This window comes from Rhodococcus sp. 2H158 (assembly GCF_053764755.1).
The window spans coordinates 1-16057 of record NZ_JBSNCE010000017.1; the positions used below are offsets into that span (position 1 = coordinate 1).

The window sequence follows — 16057 nt, forward strand, 5'->3', positions numbered from 1 at the left end:
ATCTCGGCGTAGCCGATGCCGTTCTCGTCGAGCTGGCTCTTGAGGCGGCGGCAGTAGCCGCACCAGTCGGTGGTGTAGAGCGTCAGGGCGGGAGCGTCGGTCGTAGTCACGGTGCGCACAACAACTCCGGGGCACCGGCTGTTCCGCGCGACTGTGAAATGTGTTCTCCACCACAGTCGGTGTGGGCCGGAGGCCTGTCACCGCGTCCTGCCATGATGGAGCCCATGCGAGCAGATGCATCGGTGGAGGGCCTGGATCCCCAGCAGGCGGCGGCGGTCCTCGCGCCGCGTGGCCCGGTGTGTGTGCTCGCCGGTGCCGGGACGGGAAAGACCCGGACCATCACCCGCCGCATCGCGCATCTGGTGTCCCACGGACACGTCGCGGCCGGCCAGGTCCTCGCCGTCACGTTCACCGCCCGCGCCGCCGGGGAGATGCGCAGCCGGCTGCGCGAACTCGGGGTGGGCGGCTCGGGGCCGCAGGTGCAGGCGCGCACCTTCCACGCCGCCGCGCTGCGGCAGCTGCGCTACTTCTGGCCGCGAGTGGTCGGCGACACGCCGTGGCAGCTGCTCGACCGAAAGTTCGCCGTCGTCTCCCAGGCCGCGCACCGTGCCGGGTTCGCCACCGACTCCGACACCGTGCGCGACCTGCTCTCGGAGATCGAGTGGGCCAAGGGTTCGCTCGTCGCGCCGGAGGACTACCCGGCCGCGGTGGCCCGGGCCCGGCGTGAGCCCCCCGCCGACGCCGCGCGGGTGGCTGCCGTCTACGCCGGCTACGAGTCGCTCAAGGTGCGCGACGACGGTATCTACCTCGACTTCGACGACCTGCTGCTGCACACGGCCGCCGCGCTCGAGGAGCACACCGCCGTCGCCGAGGAGTTCCGCGACCGCTACCGCTGCTTCGTCGTCGACGAGTACCAGGACGTCACGCCGCTGCAACAACGCGTGCTCGATGCGTGGCTCGGCGACCGCGACGACCTCACCGTCGTCGGCGACGCGAATCAGACGATCTACTCGTTCACCGGCGCCACCCCGCAGTATCTGCTCGACTTCTCCCGCCGATTCCCGGACGCCACCGTGGTCCGGCTCGAACGCGACTACCGTTCCACGCCGCAGGTCGTGTCCCTCGCCAACCGGGTCATCGGTGCGGCACGCGGCCGCATCGCCGGGACCCGGCTCCAGCTCGTCGGCCAGCGCCCGCCCGGACCCGAGCCGGCGTTCGCCGAGTACGACGACGAGCCCGCCGAGGCGCAGGCCGCGGCCAAGGCGATCGCGAAGCTGCTGGGATCGGGGGTGCCCGCCGCCGAGATCGCGGTGCTCTATCGCATCAACGCTCAGTCGGAGGCCTACGAGCAGGCGTTCACCGAGGCCGGTATCCCGTACCAGGTCCGCGGCGGCGAGGGCTTCTTCACCCGCGCCGAGGTGCGCCAGGCGGTCGGCGCGCTGCGGCAGGCGCACGGCCGCGACGACCTGCCCGAGGGCGCCGATCGCGGCGCCGCCCTCGTCACGCTGGTGCGGGCGGTGCTCGCCCCGCTCGGCCTGACCGAGGCCGAACCTGCCGGTGCGCAGGCCCGTGAACGGTGGGAATCGCTGCGGGCACTCGTGCAGCTGACCGAGGAGCTTCTCGGACACGAGCCCGACCTCGATCTCGACGGCCTGCTGCGCGACCTGGCGGCGCGGGCCGAGGCGCGGCACCCGCCGACGGTGCAGGGCGTGACGCTCGCGTCGCTGCATGCGGCCAAGGGCCTGGAATGGGACGCGGTCTTCCTCGTCGGCCTCACCGACGGGACCCTGCCCATCGTGCACGTCGTCGGCGACAGCTCCACGCCGCCCGACGAGGCCGGCATCGAGGAGGAGCGCCGCCTGCTGTACGTCGGGGTCACCCGCGCCCGCGTGCACCTGCAACTGTCCTGGGCGCTCTCGCGCACCGAGGGCGGCCGCCGGTCGCGGCGGCGGTCCCGGTTCCTGCACGGTCTGATCCCCGACGACTCGCCGGCCTCCCGGATCGCGGCCCCCGCGTCGCCGAAGCGTAAGCGGCCGCAGTGCCGCGTGTGCGGAAAGCCCCTGATGGGGTCGTCCGCGACCATGCTGGGGCGCTGCGAGGGCTGCCCGTCGGACCTGGACGAATCGCTGCTGATGGCGCTGAAGGACTGGCGCCGGGAACGTTCCAAGGAGATGAAGGTTCCCGCCTACGTGGTGTTCAGCGACAACACGCTCATCGCGATCGCCGAGCAGCGGCCGGGCGACGACCGCGCCCTCGTCGCCATCCCCGGCATCGGGGCGAAGAAACTCGAGCAGTTCGGCGCGGACGTGCTCGCCGTCGTGCGCGGTGAACGCGCGCCCGATACCCTCGATCTGTAGCGGTTCGCAAAGCTGCGGTAAAACCGCAGGTAGAAAATGGGTTGTGCGATCGACGGCCGAGTTCCTAGGCTGGAGGTCGATGTCACGGGAATGGCCCGTGCGCGGACGACGAAGGAGGTGGCCCCGATGCTCGGCTTCGATGCAGCTGCAGTGGTGGTCGCCGCCCCCGTCGCCGGCGCCCCCGTCGCCGCCGGCGCGTGCACTCCGCGCGTCGCCCGCGTGCGAGCAGCCGCCCCTTCGTCCGTGCCCCGAAGCCACCGAGGTTCACCCCGGTAATCTTCATTCGCCTTCCGGCCACGGACACCGCCCAGCGGACCGTGGCCTTCTTCGTCTTCTGCCCGGTTCGCGCATCGCATCCGAACCAGACAGAGGAGACATCCATCGTGCAGACCGCAACGCTCGACGTCGACCATACGACGCGCGTGCGCGAGTTGCCTTGCCGCGACGGCGATCCGGACCTGTGGTTCGCCGAATCACCGACCGAACTGGAGCGAGCCAAGGCGCTGTGCGGCCGGTGCCCGATCCGCACCCACTGCCTCGCCGCGGCACTCGACCGTGCCGAGCCGTGGGGCGTGTGGGGCGGCGAGATCTTCGAACGGGGTGTCGTCGTCGCCCGCAAGCGTCCGCGGGGACGCCCCCGCAAGGAACTGGTGTGCGCCTAGGCCGGACCGGCTGCCGGCGGGACGTCAGTCCACCGGACCGGTGAAGCCCGGCAGCCACTCCGACAGGATCCGCATGTACGGCGCGTGCGCGTCCAGTTGCGCGCAGATGCCGACGGAGCCGAGGAGTACGCGGACGATGTTCGCGTACTCCGGCGGCAGGTTCAGTGCCCGCGCGGTGCGGAAGTTGGATCCGGAGAAGTCGGTGGCGGTGCCCGCCGCCTTCTGCAGCCATGCCCGGGTGAAGTGGAACGACTCCGTGTGGATCGGATCCGTGAACGGGCGCAGGTAGTCCGCGATCTCCTGCTCGGTGACCTCCCGGCCCGGCAGGACGAACCGGTTCTCGTAGAGCAGTGTGGTCAGCTCGTCGAAGCGCTCCTCGAGGGCCAGCCGCACCATCCGGCCCAGCACCGACGGCAACCCGTTCGGCATCGCGGCCGTGGCACCGAAGTCGATGACGCCGAGCCGGCCGTCGTCGAGCAGCATGAAGTTGCCCGGGTGCGGGTCGCAGTGCAGCAGCCCCACCTGTGCCGGGGACGCGAAGTGAAACTCGGCCAGCAGCGCCCCGGCCCGGTTGCGCTGCTCGCGGGTTCCCTCGGCGATGATCATGGAAAGCGGTGTTGCCGTGAGCCATTCGGTGACGAAGACCTTCGGGGAGCTGGCGACGACCCGCGGCACGACGAACCGGGGATCGTCGGCGAACACCCTGGCGAACGTCCGCTGGTTGTCGGCCTCGATCCGGTAGTCGAGCTCCTCCTCGGTGCGCGCGGTCAGCTCGTCGAGCACGGCCCGCACGTCGGTGCCCGGCATCACCGTCGCGAACAGTCCCGCGAACCGCGACAGGGTGCGCAGATCGGCGCGCAGCGCCTCGTCGGCGCCCGGGTACTGGACCTTCACCGCGACCTCGCGGCCGTCCGCCCACACCGCCCGGTGGACCTGGCCGATGCTCGCCGATGCGGTGGGAATGTCGTCGAACGAGGCGAAGCGCTCCCGCCAGCGGGCCCCGAGCTGCTGATCGAGGACGCGATGGACCGCCTTGGCCGGCAGCGGCGGCGCCGCCGACTGCAGCTTCGTCAGCGCCTCCCGGTACGGCTCGGCGAACTCCTCCGGCACCGCGGCTTCCATCACGCTCAGCGCCTGGCCCACCTTCATGGCTCCGCCCTTGAGCTCGCCGAGCACCGTGAACAGCTGCTCGGCCGCCTTCGCCGCGAGTTCGGCATCGATCTCCTCGCGGTCCCCGCCGGCCAGACGCCGGCCGAATCCCACCGCGGCGCGACCGGCGATCCCGAGGGGGATGCTGGCGAGCTTGGCGGTGCGGGAACTGCTTCTGCGGGGGATTTCGGCCACGCCCACCATCATGCCTGACGGCGTCCGACCGGCGCGGTGCGCCGCTGCGCGACCGGCGCGGTACGCCGCTTCACGCGGGTGTGCCTCCGCACCCGCAATCCGGGTGCCGGAACCAGCGCCGCGACGTGAGTCGATGGCTGCGCAGATCCACCTCGAGCGTCCGGTCCAACGTCGCGGGCGGCGCGGACGCCGAGGCGGCGAGAATCGCGTCGAGCTGTCCGAGGGCGACGGCCGCGGTCGCCAGCACCGCCGCGGGCTCCGCACAACCGACGCGGTCGCACAGTTGGGCGGCCAGCTGCGGCCAGTGCGGATCGAGATCCGTGCGGGTCAGGTCGGCGCAGCGCAGGCAGCTCGTGCGGCCCGGGACGACGAAGGGGCCGACGACGCCGCGGCCGTCGCGCAGCAGTACGGGCAGATGTGGCACACGGTGCCGCATCAGCTCACGGACGAGACCGGGGTCGGGCACCAGCGCGTCGGTGAGCAGCACGCACTGCGCGTCCCAGCGGGCGACGTCGCTGTCGCCGGTGTAGACGGCGGACCGGCGCAGCCGCGTGCCCGACACCGTCAGTTGGGCGACCAGCGCGTCTGCCAGTGGCCCGCGCCCGTGCACCCGCACCCGGGGGACCTGCACCGCGGCTACGCCGGGATCGCGGACCGCCCCGAGGGTGGTCAGCTCGTCGAGCAGGGCGGTGACGGCGGTGCCCGGCAGCCCCGCCTGCGCGGTGCGGGCGAGGATCTCCTCGCGCGACGAGCGCCCGTCGAGCAGGCGCAGCACCGTCGAGAGGCCGAACGCGTCGAGCCCCGCGCCGGGGGAGAGGACGGCCGCCGTGTCCGGGCCCCACCCGAGTTGCACCGTGCCGTCCGGTCGGTGGAGCACTTCGAGGGCAGGGTCGAGCGCCGGTCCGGGCTGTGGATGCGTTGCCGTGGTCATGCGGTCAGCCTGTCAGCAACCCCATCGCACCACCTGTGCCCGAGGCCGGTTGTCCACAGGGCAAAACCGGTGCCTACCTGGCCCGATGTGCGTTCAGGCGGATTCGTCGGGATCGGTGGACTCGCCGGACCCCGGCTCGCCCTTCTCCCGCTCGGCGCGTTCGCGCGCCTCGGTCTCGCGCAGCTGGGCGATCGGATCGTCGAATGCGGCCGCTTCTCCGCCGATGACGCGGTCGAGGAACGCGGCCGGGTTGTCGAGGTCCGACGAGTCCGGCAGCAGGTCCGGGTGCGCCCACACCTTGTCCCGCGCGTCCGGCCCGGCATCGGTGGTGAGCCGGCGCCACAGGGCCGCGGCCTCGCGCAGCTTCCGCGGCCGCAACTCGAGACCGACGAGAGTGGCGAAGGTCTGCTCGGCGGGCCCGCCGCTCGCGCGGCGGCGGCGCAGCGTCTCGCTCAGCGCGGCGACCCCGGGCAGCCGGTCGCCGAGCGCGTCGGCGACCACGGTCTCCACCCAGCCCTCGACCAGGGCGAGCAGCGTCTCGAGGCGTTCGAGGGCCTGCTTCTGCTCGGGGGTGGTCTGCGGCTCGAACGCCGCGCCCTTGAGCAGTTCCTCGATCTTCGACGGATCCGTCAGCGCCATGGGATCGATACCCTGGGCGAGGTCCTCGATCGCGGAGAAGTCCATCCGGATGCCGCGCGCGTAGTCCTCCACAGTGGACAGCAGGCGCGAGCGCAGCCACGGCACGTGGCTGTAGAGCCGTTGGTGTGCCGCCTCCCGGGCGGCGAGGAAGACCAGGACTTCCTGGGCCGGCTGCTCGAGTCCCTCACCGAACGCCTCGATCGCGGCGGGCATCAGCGCCGCCGTGCCCGCGGGCCCGAGCGGCAGGCCGATGTCGGTCGAGGTCAGGACCTCCTTGGCGAGCTGCCCGAGGGCCTGGCCGAGCTGGGAACCGAACGCCAGCCCGCCCATCTGGGAGAACATGCCGAGCATCGGCCCGGCCATCGCCCGGGCCTCTTCCGGCAGGCCCTGCATCCACATGCCGTTGACCTGCTCGGCCACCGGATCGCACAGGCGTTTCCACGTCTCGAGCGTGTTGTCGAGCCAGTCGACGGGCGTCCACGCGACGGTGCGGGTCGCGCCCGCGGGCAGGGTCGTCGCCCCGTCGAGCCACAGCTCCGCCAGATGTGCGGCGTCCCGGACGGCGTCCGCCGACCCGGACGACACCGGGGTGACGGAGCCGATCTGCTGGCGAGCGAGCTTGCCGGCCACCTCGTAGTTGACCGGCCCGGAACCGCCGGACCCCACCGCGCTGCCCATGCCGCTGAGCATCTGACCGAACTGTGTCAGCATCTGCCCGAGCGCCGCCGGGTCGAAGCCCTGCGCGCCGAAGGGGTTGTCGCCACCCGCGCCGAACGGGGCACCGCCTGCGCCGGGGGCCCCGAAACCGAAGGGGAACCCGCCGGTGGCGCCGCCCTGGGACCCGGCGCCCTCCGGGCCGGCGCCCTCGGCGCCGGATCCCTCGGCGCCGGAACCGGAGTCCTTCCTGCGGTCCGGGTCGTCGTCGGGATTCGAGAATCCGAAAGGCGTGTCGCTCATGTCGTCAACGGTACAAGGCGCACCGCGGGGCGGCGGCCACCGCGATCACGCTGATCGCGAACATCGCCGGTCCGGATACCCTGGCCGGGTGAATCGACGGCTCGTGACGATCCTGGCGGCGCTGTTCCCCGCGCTGCTGCTGGTGACGGTGGCGCTGAACGTGAAGGTGCCGTACGTGGCGCTCGGTCCGGGCCCGACGTTCGACACCCTCGGCGAGATCGACGGCAAGGCTGTCGTCGCCATCGAGGGCGCCGACACCGACCCCACCAGTGGCGAGCTCGTGATGACCACGGTCGGGGTCAGCGACCGCCTGACCGTGGCGCAGGCGCTCTCGGCGTGGCTGGGCAGCCGGTACGGGATCGCCCCCCGCGAGCAGATCTACCCGCCCACCGCGACCAGGGAACAGGTCAAGGAGGCGGACGCCGCCCAGTTCGAGCAGTCCGAACGCAGCGCGGAACTCGCCGCCCTGCACCACCTCGACCTGCCCGTCGTCCTGCGCGTCGCCAGGGTCGGCGAGTCCGGGCCCTCCGCCGGCGTGCTGCGCGAGGGCGACCGGCTCGTCGCCGTCGCCGGGGAGCCGGTGACCACCGCCGGCAGCGTGCAGCGGGCCGTCGCCGCCGTCGCGCCCGGCACCCCGGTCGACGTCGTGCTCGTGCGCGACGGGGTCGAGCAGACCGCCTCGGTGACCGTGGGGGCCCGCCCCGACGACCCGGACAAGGGCTTCCTCGGCATCAGCCCCGAGGAGGTCCCGGACGTGCCGTTCGACGTGACGTTCAACCTCGCCGACGTCGGTGGCCCGTCGGCGGGGCTGATCTTCAGCCTCGCCGTGGTCGACAAGCTCAGCCCCGGCGAGCTCAGCGGCGGCGAGGTCGTCGCAGGCACCGGCACCATCGACTCCGACGGGGTCGTCGGCCCGATCGGCGGCATCACCCACAAGCTCGTCGGGGCTGCGGAAGACGGCGCCACGGTGTTCCTCGTGCCCGCCGACAACTGCGCCGAGGCGCAGAGCGACGCCCCCGACGGGATGCGGCTGGTCAAGGTCGAGACCCTCGAGGGCGCGATCGGCGCGCTCGGCTCCCTCGCCGACGGGGGCGACGCGCCCACCTGCGGCTAGGCCGTCGCGCGGGACCGGTGCTAGTCGTCGCCCGGTTCGAGGGTCGCGTACAGGGCGGACACCACGTTCGGCGCGAGGTTGTCGTAGGTGCGCAGCTCGATCCCGGCGAACGGGTCGTCCTCGTCGGTGGGCCGCAGCTGCAGCAGCGACAGCGACGGACCGTCGCGCAGGACCGCCGCGATCAGGCGGGCATCGCGCCGCTCCGGGTGCCCGTGCGCCGCGGCCCGGGCGGCCTCGTCGGCGGCGTGCGGATCGGCGAGCAGCGGCACCAGCGCGTCGTCGAGATCCGACTCCGCGCTCGGGGGCAGCACCACGATCTCCTGCACGAGGGCGCAGCCGGCGACGGACTCGGGCCAGCTGGTGGTGGCGAGGAACTCGTCGAGGGCGGGGCTGCCGCCTTCGACGTCGTCGGGGAAGGCCTCCTGCTCCACCGGGGTGTACTCGTGGCCCTCGTCGAGCTGGTCGAGCAGGGTGGGTTCGGACGCCGCCAGCAGGGCCGTGGGCACCAGCGCGAACATCGTCGGCGGCTGTCCCCAGCCGCCGGCGTCGACGAAGTCGACGATCTCACCGACGCACCGGCGCAGGGCGTCTTCGGACGGGACGGGATGACTGTCGCTCACGGACATATCCTTGCATCGTCGCCGGGTCTCGTCGCCGCGCGGCGTGGTGGTCGCCTCATTCCGTAGAGTGGGGCGAAACGGTCACCGCGAGTGCCGTGGGTGACATTCGGGGTGAACAGCTGCGGCGCGTTCGCGTCGCCGGAGAATTGGGAGTGTGGCACGTGGGCATGAGGCCCCCCACCGGAGTACCTTCGCTGTCGAAACGCAGCAAGATCCTGCTGAGCCTGGCCGTGGTGGCCGCGGTGCTGCTGCTGGTCGGTCCCCGACTGGTGGACGCCTACACCAACTGGCTGTGGTTCGGCGAGGTCGACTTCCGTGACGTGTACCTGAAGGTGCTGTTGACCCGGATCGTCTTGTTCCTCCTCGTGAGCCTGTTCGTGGGCGGTGTGGTGTGGCTGGCGCTGCTGCTGGCGTACCGATCGCGGCCCGTGTTCGTGCCCGCAGCCGGGCCCAACGACCCCATCTCGCGGTATCGCACCACGGTGATGACCCGGCTGCGCACATTCGGCCTCGGCATTCCGATCGTGCTCGGCCTGCTGTCGGGCCTGATCGCGCAGGCGAGCTGGGTGACCGTGCAGATGTTCTTCAACGGCGGCTCGTTCGGCACCACGGACCCCCAGTTCGGGCTGGACGTCGGCTTCTACGCCTTCGACCTGCCGTTCTACCGCTTCCTGCTGAACTGGATGTTCGTGGCGGTCATCCTGGCGCTCTTCGCCAGCCTGGTCACGCACTACATCTTCGGTGGCATCCGGCTCGCCGGCCGCGGCGGCAGCCTCACCCGCGCCGCCCGCATCCAGCTGGCCGTGCTGGCCGGGATCTTCGTTGCGCTCAAGGCGATCGCGTACTGGCTCGACCGGTACGCACTGCTGTGGAGCGGGCGCAAGGAGCCCACCTTCACGGGCGCGGGCTTCACCGACATCAATGCCGTGCTGCCCGCCAAGCTGATCCTGATGGCGATCGCGGTCATCTGCGCGGTGGCGTTCTTCGCGGCCATCGTGCTGCGCGACCTGCGCATCCCGGCGATGGCGACGGCCCTGCTCGTGCTCTCGTCGATCCTCGTCGGGGCCGTGTGGCCGCTGGTGGTCGAGCAGTTCTCCGTCCGGCCGAACGCCGCCGTCAAGGAATCCGAGTACATCGAGCGCAACATCGCGGCGACGCGTGAGGCCTACGGCATCACGGACGAGATCGTGGAGTACCGGGATTACCCGGGCGTGGGCACCACGTCACCGCGCAACGTGCCGGCGGACGTGACCACCATCGCCAACACCCGCCTGCTCGATCCCAACGTGCTGCCGCGCACCTTCACCCAGCAGCAGCAGCTGAAGAACTTCTACGGGTTCCCGCCGTCGCTGGACATCGACCGGTACGAGATCGACGGGGAGCGCGAGGACTACATCGTCGCCGCCCGCGAACTGTCGCCGTCGAGCCTGACGGGCAACCAGACCGACTGGATCAACAAGCACACGGTGTACACCCACGGCAACGGCCTGGTCGCCGCTCCCGCCAACCGGGTGAACGCCGCCGCCAGCGAGTCCGCGGAAGAGGCCGCGAACAGCAACAGCGGCTACCCGGTGTACATGGTCAGCGACATCGCATCGCTCGAGTCCGGCAACCAGGTGATTCCGGTCGAGCAGCCGCGGATCTACTTCGGTGAGGTCATCGCGCAGGAGGAGCCCGACTACGCGATCGTCGGTGCCGCCGAGGGGGAGGCCCCGCGGGAGTACGACACCGACACCGCGCAGTACACCTACACCGGCTCGGGTGGCGTGTCGATCGGCAACTGGTTCAACCGGCTCGCGTTCGCGTCCAAGTACGCCGAACGCAACATCCTGTTCTCGAGCGCCATCGGCAGCGAGTCGAAGCTGCTGTTCAACCGCGACCCGCGGGACCGGGTGACGAAGGTGGCGCCGTGGCTCACCGCCGACGGCGACGCCTATCCCGCCGCGGTCGACGGGCGCATCGTGTGGATCGTCGACGCCTACACCACGCTCGACAACTACCCGTACGCGCAGCGCAGTTCCCTCGAAGGGCTCGTCGAGGACAGCGTCGACCAGAACACCGGCCGGCTGCTGCCCCGCAAGGAGGTCTCCTACATCCGGAACTCGGTGAAGGCGACGGTCGACGCGTACGACGGCACCGTGACCCTCTACCAGGTCGACGATCAGGACCCGGTCCTGAAGGCGTGGATGGGTGTCTTCCCCGATGCGGTGACCCCGCAGGATCAGATCTCCGACGAGCTCCGCTCGCACTTCCGGTACCCGGAGGACCTGTTCAAGGTGCAGCGGGAGATGCTGGCGAAGTACCACGTGGACGACCCGCGCGAGTTCTTCACCAACAACGCGTTCTGGTCGGTGCCGAGCGATCCGACGGTGGACACGACCGCGAACCAGCCGCCGTACTACGTGCTGATCGGTGACGAGGAGACGGCCCGCCCGTCGTTCCGGCTCACCTCGGCGATGGTGGGCTTCAACCGGCAGTTCCTGTCCGCGTACATCTCGGTGGACTCGGACCCCGACAACTACGGCAGGTTCACGATCCTGCGGCTGCCGACCGACACCCAGACGTTCGGTCCCGAACAGACGCAGAACGCGATGATCTCCGACACGCGCGTCGCGTCGGAGCGGACCCTGCTCGAGAGATCCAACCGGATCCAGTACGGCAACCTGCTGACGTTGCCCATCGCCCAGGGCGGGATCCTCTACGTCCAGCCGATGTACACGGAACGCAGTTCGGCGACGGGGAGCACGTCGACCTTCCCGCAGCTGTCCCGGGTGATCGTCAGCTATCGCGAGCCCGGCCCTGCCGGCGGCGTGCGCATCGGCTACGCCCCCACCCTCGCCGCGGCGCTGGACCAGGTCTTCGGGGCCGGTGTCGGCAGTGCGGCCACCGCGCCGGGTGGCGAGTCGGCGCCCACCGCGCCGGTCGAGGGGGCGGAGCAGGACGGTCAGGCAGCGGCCCCGGCGCCCGCTCCGGCGCCGAACCCCGCTCCCGCCCCGGCACCCGCGGATCGGGCGGCCGCGGTCGCCGAACTCGACGCGGCGCTGGCCGAGCTCAGCGCGGCCCAGAGCACGGGCGACTTCGCCGCCTACGGCCGGGCGCTGCAGCGGGTGCAGGCGGCCGTGGACGCGTACCAGTCCACCGGCGGCTGATCCCTCCGCGACGAAACGGGGCCCCGCGCACGTCGTGCGCGGGGCCCCGTCGGTTCGAGGACGACTCGGCGTCCGGCCAGGGCAGCCGCTCTCGCACTGCAGGTCGGCCGCCTCGTCACGCGATTGTTATTCCACCGTTATGTGAGTGGGATCATCGCGCGAGTGTGACCCAGGACACGTGGTGAGGGGCGAAAACGGCCTTCGCCCAGGCGATTTGCATTCCGTTCCTCGGGCCGTGTAACTTCGTTCTTGCAACGCGGGGTGGAGCAGCTCGGTAGCTCGCTGGGCTCATAACCCAGAGGTCGCAGGTTCAAATCCTGTCCCCGCTACCAAAGTGGAAGGGCCCGGCACCGGATCATCCGGTACCGGGCCCTTCCGCATGTGATCAGGGCTTCATGTCGACGAGCACGCGTCGCAGCAGCTTTCCCGTCGCGTTGCGCGGCAGTTCGTCGAGGAAGACGACGTCGCGCGGGACCTTGTAGCGGGCCAGGTTCGCCTTGACGTACTCCTTGATCTCCTCGGCGTCGCGCTCGGAGCCCTCCGCCGGCACCACGAAGGCGCGCAACCGGTGACCGAAGTCCGGATCCTCCACGCCGACCACCGCGGCGTCGAACACGTCGTCCCGCTCGACGAGGAGGTTCTCCACCTCGAGCGGGTACACGTTCTCCCCGCCGGAGACGATCATGTCGTCGTCTCGGCCGTCGACGAACAGCAGCCCGTCCTCGTCGAAGTGCCCCACGTCGCCGGTCGAGAGCAGACCGTTGATGCGCTCCTTGTCCCGGCCGTCGGTGTAGCCGTCGAAGCTCAGCCCGCTCGCGACGAAGATCCGGCCCACCTCGCCGGGCGTCGTGATCCGGTTGCCGGCCTCGTCGTACAGTTCGACCCGGCAGGTCACCGGCGGCCGTCCGGCCGTGCCCGGCGCCCGGCGGATGTCCTCGGGAGTGGCAACCGTGGCCACCGCGCATTCGGTGGAGCCGTACAGGTTGTGCAGCACGTCGCCGAAGTATTCGCGGGTGCGCCGGCACACGTCCGGCGACAGCGCGGACCCGGCGGAGAAGATGATCTGCAGGCTCGACGTGTCGTACCGCCCGATCGTCTCGCCGCCGAGGTCCAGGATCCGCTGCAGCATGGTCGGCACGACGACCAGCACGTTGACCCGGTGCCGCTCGATCAGGCGAACGGTCTCGAGCGGGTCGAACCGTCGCTCCATCACCACCGTCTGCCCCAGCGCCAGGGCGAGCCCGAACTGCGAGATTCCGGTCCCGTGGAACGCCGGTGCCGCCATCAGCATCGTCTGTCCCGGCCGCAGCGGTACCCGGTCCAGGAACTGCGCCGAGGCGAGCGGCGACGTGCGCTCGCGCGGGGCGCCCTTGGGTGTGCCGGTGGTGCCGCTGGTGAGCAGAACGAAACCGCCCAGCGTGCTCGGCGCCGGAACGGCGGACCCATCGAACTGCGCGAGCACGGACTCGATGCCGGGTGGACCCGGCTCGTCGCCCTCGGGCCACGAGCTGTAGGTCCGCACGTCCGGCGGCAGGGCGGCCGCCACCGCCGCGAACTCGGCGTCGTAGACGAAGGTGCCCACGCCTTCGCGCGCGGCGACATCCGCGAGTTGCCGCGGCGCGAACCCGGTGTTCATCATGACCAGCTTCGCGCCGAGCTTGGCGGCGGCGAGCATGGTGAGAACGAGTCCGCGGTGGTTGCGGGCCATAAGGCCCATCACGTCCCCCGGCGCGACGCCGTCGGCCTGCAGCGCCCGCACGAGCGCGTTCGACTGCCCCTCGAGTTCCTGGTAGCTCAGCCGGCCGCGCTCGTCGACGAGGGCGACGGCGTCGAAGCCGCGCGTGGCGTGGGCGTGCACCGGTCCGGCGAACGGACCGTAGCGGCTCACCGCGACGAGGGTGCCGATCCCGTGGTCCACCCGGGGGAAGTGCAGCAGCCCGGAGCGGGCGAGCACCCGTACGGCGCCCAGCGTGTCGGTCACCCCCCCGGCGGCACCGGTGATCCTGTCGATGATGTCCTGCCCGGGCATGCTGTCCCCTTCGAGCTCGTGCCGGATTCGCGTCACCGCAACCCTAGTGGTGACGCGCCTCACAGTCATGGACATTCGTCCGAATTGCCGGCGGGCACCCCGGACGGGAGGCGATTCCGGCCCGCGCGGCGGTGATGGCAGGATCCGTTCGTGATCCGATACCTCGCCTCCGGGGCGTTCGAGTGACCGAGGAACGGTGGCGCCGCCTGTCCGAATGGCCGATAGCCACCGCGGCGGGGATGTTCCTGGTCGCGTACGCATGGCTGGTGCTCGCCCAGCCGGCGGACGGCACGGCGCGGGTGGGCGAGGCGGTGATGGTGCTGACCTGGGTGGCGTTCGCCGTCGACTTCGTCGTGCGGTTGGTGCTGGCGGAACGGCGGGGTCGCTGGCTCCTCCGTCATCTCCCCGAACTCGCCATGGTCGCCCTGCCCATGCTGCGGCCGCTGCGCCTGCTGCGGCTGGTCACCCTCCTCGGGGTCGTGCACCGTTCGGTCGGTGCGGCCCTGCGCGGCACGGTGATCATCTACGCGTCCGGTTCGACGGCGCTGCTCCTCGTCGTGTCCTCGCTCGCCATGCTCGACGCCGAGCGGGCCGCGCCGGACGCGACGATCACGACGTATCCCGACGCGCTGTGGTGGTCGGCGGTCACGGTCACCACGGTCGGCTACGGCGACTTCGCCCCCGTCACGGCCACCGGCCGGCTGATCGCGGCCGCCCTGATGATCGCGGGTATCGCCCTGCTCGGTGTCGTGACGGCCACGTTGGCGTCCTGGCTGGTCGAGCGCGTGGGCGAGCAGGACGAGGCGAGCCAGGCGGCGACACGGGCGCAGGTGGCCGCGCTGACGGCCGAGGTGGTCGCCCTCCGTGAGGATCTCCGTCGCGCGCGTGCGGACGATCCCGCCGGCTCTCGCGTGTAGCCGACCGATCCCGGAGCGCGAGAGGGCCCCCGCCGTCGGTAGGTACGGCGGAGGCCCGACCCCTCGGAGAAGTGGTCTGTGACCTGCTACTTCAGCTCGGCGCTCGACAGGCCAAGCAGCCGCCGCGCGATGATGAGCTGCTGGATCTGCTGGGTGCCCTCGAAGATGTCGAGGATCTTCGAGTCACGCGCCCACTTCTCGAGCAGCGGACGCTCGGAGTAGCCGTAGGTGCCGGCCAGTTCGACGGCCTTGAGGGTGACCGCGGTGCCGGTGCGGCCGGCCTTGGCCTTGGAGATCGAGGCCTCGAGCGAGTTGGGATGCTTGTTGTCGGCCATCCACGCGGCCCGCAGCGCCTGCAGGTAGGCCGCCTCCCAGTCGGCCTCGAGCGCGAGGAACTCGGCGGCCGCGGCGTGCTGGTTGCAGGCCGGGATGTCGTAGGACACCTCGACGCCGGCCTCGGCGAGGATGCCGCGCAGTTCCTCGAGCGCCGCGCGGGCGACGCCGACGGCCATGCCGGCGACGATCGGGCGGGTGTTGTCGAAGGTCTGCATGACCCCCGCGAACCCCTTCTCGACGTTCACCTCGGGGCTGCCGAGCAGGTTGTCCTTCGGAATCCGGCAGTTGTCGAGCACCAGGACGGCGGTGTCGGAGGCCTTGATGCCGAGCTTGTGCTCGAGGCGCGCCACGCTCAGGCCGGGGGCGTCCCGCGGGACGACGAACGACTTGATCGCCGCGCGCCCCTTCGTCCGGTCGACGCTCGCCCACACCACCACGTGGGTCGAGCGCTCGCCGGCGGTGACGAAGATCTTCTCGCCGTTGAGGACCCACTCGTCGCCGTCGAGGACGGCGGTGGTGGTCACGGCGGCGGAATCGGAGCCGAAGCTCGGCTCGGTGATCGCCATCGACGCCCACACCTTGCCGAAGCGTTCGAGCTGCTCGTCGGTGGCGACGGCGGCGATCGCCGAGTTGCCGAGACCCTGATAGGGGATCGACAGGGTGAGACCCACGTCGCCCCAGCAGGTTTCGATCACATTGAGCAGCGACGCCATGTTGCCGCCGTTGACGTTGCCGGCCTGCTTCTTCGGCTCGTTGCTGCGGCCGAGCGCCGCGCCCGAGGCGCCCTGGCCGGAGTCGTTCAACCCCTCGACCATCGCGGCCATCGTGTCGAGCTCGACCGGGTACACGTGCTCGGCGAGGTCGTACTTGCGCGAGACGGGACGGAAGATCTGCGCGGCGACCTGGTGCGCCTGGTTCGCCGACGCCTTGAGCCTCTTGGGAAGTTCGAGATTGATCATCACAGATTCCTAGGTGTGAGGTGACGCTGCCGGATCGGACGGC

12 protein-coding genes and 1 tRNA gene are annotated in these 16057 nt (G+C 71.2%); 6 read left to right on the plus strand and 7 right to left on the minus strand.

The genetic code is table 11. From position 1 onward, the window contains the following. Positions 1-110 (minus strand): glutaredoxin family protein (locus ACWPOB_RS17545; RefSeq protein WP_455401677.1); only part of this gene is annotated, 110 nt, incomplete at its 3' end. Between the two features lie 114 nt (positions 111-224). Here ACWPOB_RS17545 and ACWPOB_RS17550 point away from each other — a divergent pair. Beyond that, entirely contained in the window at positions 225-2357 is a 2133-nt protein-coding gene (locus ACWPOB_RS17550) for an ATP-dependent DNA helicase UvrD2 (protein WP_455401620.1), read from the plus strand. 383 nt (positions 2358-2740) lie between these two features. Further along, positions 2741-3019, plus strand: a complete 279-nt coding sequence (locus ACWPOB_RS17555) for a WhiB family transcriptional regulator (protein ID WP_100058454.1) — start codon at positions 2741-2743, stop codon at positions 3017-3019. A 24-nt stretch (positions 3020-3043) separates the two neighbouring features. On the opposite strand, the gene ACWPOB_RS17560 is transcribed toward ACWPOB_RS17555, so the two are convergent. The 3 genes from ACWPOB_RS17560 to ACWPOB_RS17570 all read right to left on the minus strand — a co-directional run bounded on the left by ACWPOB_RS17560 (position 3044) and on the right by ACWPOB_RS17570 (position 6890). Next, the gene (locus ACWPOB_RS17560) at positions 3044-4375 is read right to left on the minus strand and encodes an ABC1 kinase family protein (RefSeq protein WP_100058453.1); all 1332 of its coding nucleotides are present in this window, start codon (positions 4373-4375) and stop codon (positions 3044-3046) included. Positions 4376-4433: 58 nt separating this feature from the next. After that, positions 4434-5294, minus strand: a complete 861-nt coding sequence (locus ACWPOB_RS17565; protein WP_455401621.1) for a hypothetical protein — start codon at positions 5292-5294, stop codon at positions 4434-4436. Positions 5295-5387: 93 nt separating this feature from the next. After that, positions 5388-6890, minus strand: coding sequence for a zinc-dependent metalloprotease (locus ACWPOB_RS17570; protein ID WP_455401622.1), 1503 nt, complete (start codon positions 6888-6890; stop codon positions 5388-5390). An 88-nt stretch (positions 6891-6978) separates the two neighbouring features. On the opposite strand from ACWPOB_RS17570, the gene ACWPOB_RS17575 reads away from it, so the two are divergent. Then, positions 6979-8004 carry a YlbL family protein gene (locus ACWPOB_RS17575; RefSeq protein WP_455401623.1) on the plus strand — a complete coding sequence of 342 codons (1026 nt, stop codon included), beginning with the start codon at positions 6979-6981 and terminating at the stop codon, positions 8002-8004. A 20-nt stretch (positions 8005-8024) separates the two neighbouring features. On the opposite strand, the gene ACWPOB_RS17580 is transcribed toward ACWPOB_RS17575, so the two are convergent. Next, positions 8025-8630: a PPA1309 family protein gene (locus tag ACWPOB_RS17580; RefSeq protein WP_044476283.1), complete on the minus strand. Its 606-nt coding sequence runs from the start codon at positions 8628-8630 to the stop codon at positions 8025-8027. Between the two features lie 155 nt (positions 8631-8785). Here ACWPOB_RS17580 and ACWPOB_RS17585 point away from each other — a divergent pair, with 155 nt between their 5' ends. Together ACWPOB_RS17585 and ACWPOB_RS17590 are read left to right on the plus strand one after the other, a co-directional pair. Continuing rightward, positions 8786-11773, plus strand: a complete 2988-nt coding sequence (locus ACWPOB_RS17585; protein WP_455401624.1) for a UPF0182 family protein — start codon at positions 8786-8788, stop codon at positions 11771-11773. A gap of 255 nt (positions 11774-12028) precedes the next feature. Next, positions 12029-12105: transfer RNA gene (locus ACWPOB_RS17590), tRNA-Met, on the plus strand. Between the two features lie 53 nt (positions 12106-12158). On the opposite strand, the gene ACWPOB_RS17595 is transcribed toward ACWPOB_RS17590, so the two are convergent. Further along, the gene (locus ACWPOB_RS17595) at positions 12159-13802 is read right to left on the minus strand and encodes an acyl-CoA synthetase (RefSeq protein WP_455401625.1); all 1644 of its coding nucleotides are present in this window, start codon (positions 13800-13802) and stop codon (positions 12159-12161) included. Positions 13803-13984: 182 nt separating this feature from the next. On the opposite strand from ACWPOB_RS17595, the gene ACWPOB_RS17600 reads away from it, so the two are divergent. Then, complete coding sequence (locus ACWPOB_RS17600; protein ID WP_455401626.1) at positions 13985-14719, plus strand: potassium channel family protein; 735 nt, start codon at positions 13985-13987, stop codon at positions 14717-14719. Between the two features lie 86 nt (positions 14720-14805). Here ACWPOB_RS17600 and ACWPOB_RS17605 read toward each other — a convergent pair whose 3' ends face one another. Next, entirely contained in the window at positions 14806-16014 is a 1209-nt protein-coding gene (locus ACWPOB_RS17605) for an acyl-CoA dehydrogenase family protein (protein ID WP_455401627.1), read from the minus strand. Between the last annotated feature and the right edge of the window lie 43 nt (positions 16015-16057).

Bases quoted from the DNA above. Each gene is read 5' to 3' on its own strand.
- ACWPOB_RS17550 (WP_455401620.1), top strand. From the start codon at position 225: ATGCGAGCAGATGCATCGGTGGAGGGCCTGGATCCCCAGCAGGCGGCG.
- ACWPOB_RS17560 (WP_100058453.1), bottom strand. From the start codon at position 4,375: ATGATGGTGGGCGTGGCCGAAATCCCCCGCAGAAGCAGTTCCCGCACC.
- ACWPOB_RS17565 (WP_455401621.1), bottom strand. From the start codon at position 5,294: ATGACCACGGCAACGCATCCACAGCCCGGACCGGCGCTCGACCCTGCC.
- ACWPOB_RS17570 (WP_455401622.1), bottom strand. From the start codon at position 6,890: ATGAGCGACACGCCTTTCGGATTCTCGAATCCCGACGACGACCCGGAC.
- ACWPOB_RS17580 (WP_044476283.1), bottom strand. From the start codon at position 8,630: ATGTCCGTGAGCGACAGTCATCCCGTCCCGTCCGAAGACGCCCTGCGC.
- ACWPOB_RS17595 (WP_455401625.1), bottom strand. From the start codon at position 13,802: ATGCCCGGGCAGGACATCATCGACAGGATCACCGGTGCCGCCGGGGGG.
- ACWPOB_RS17605 (WP_455401627.1), bottom strand. From the start codon at position 16,014: ATGATCAATCTCGAACTTCCCAAGAGGCTCAAGGCGTCGGCGAACCAG.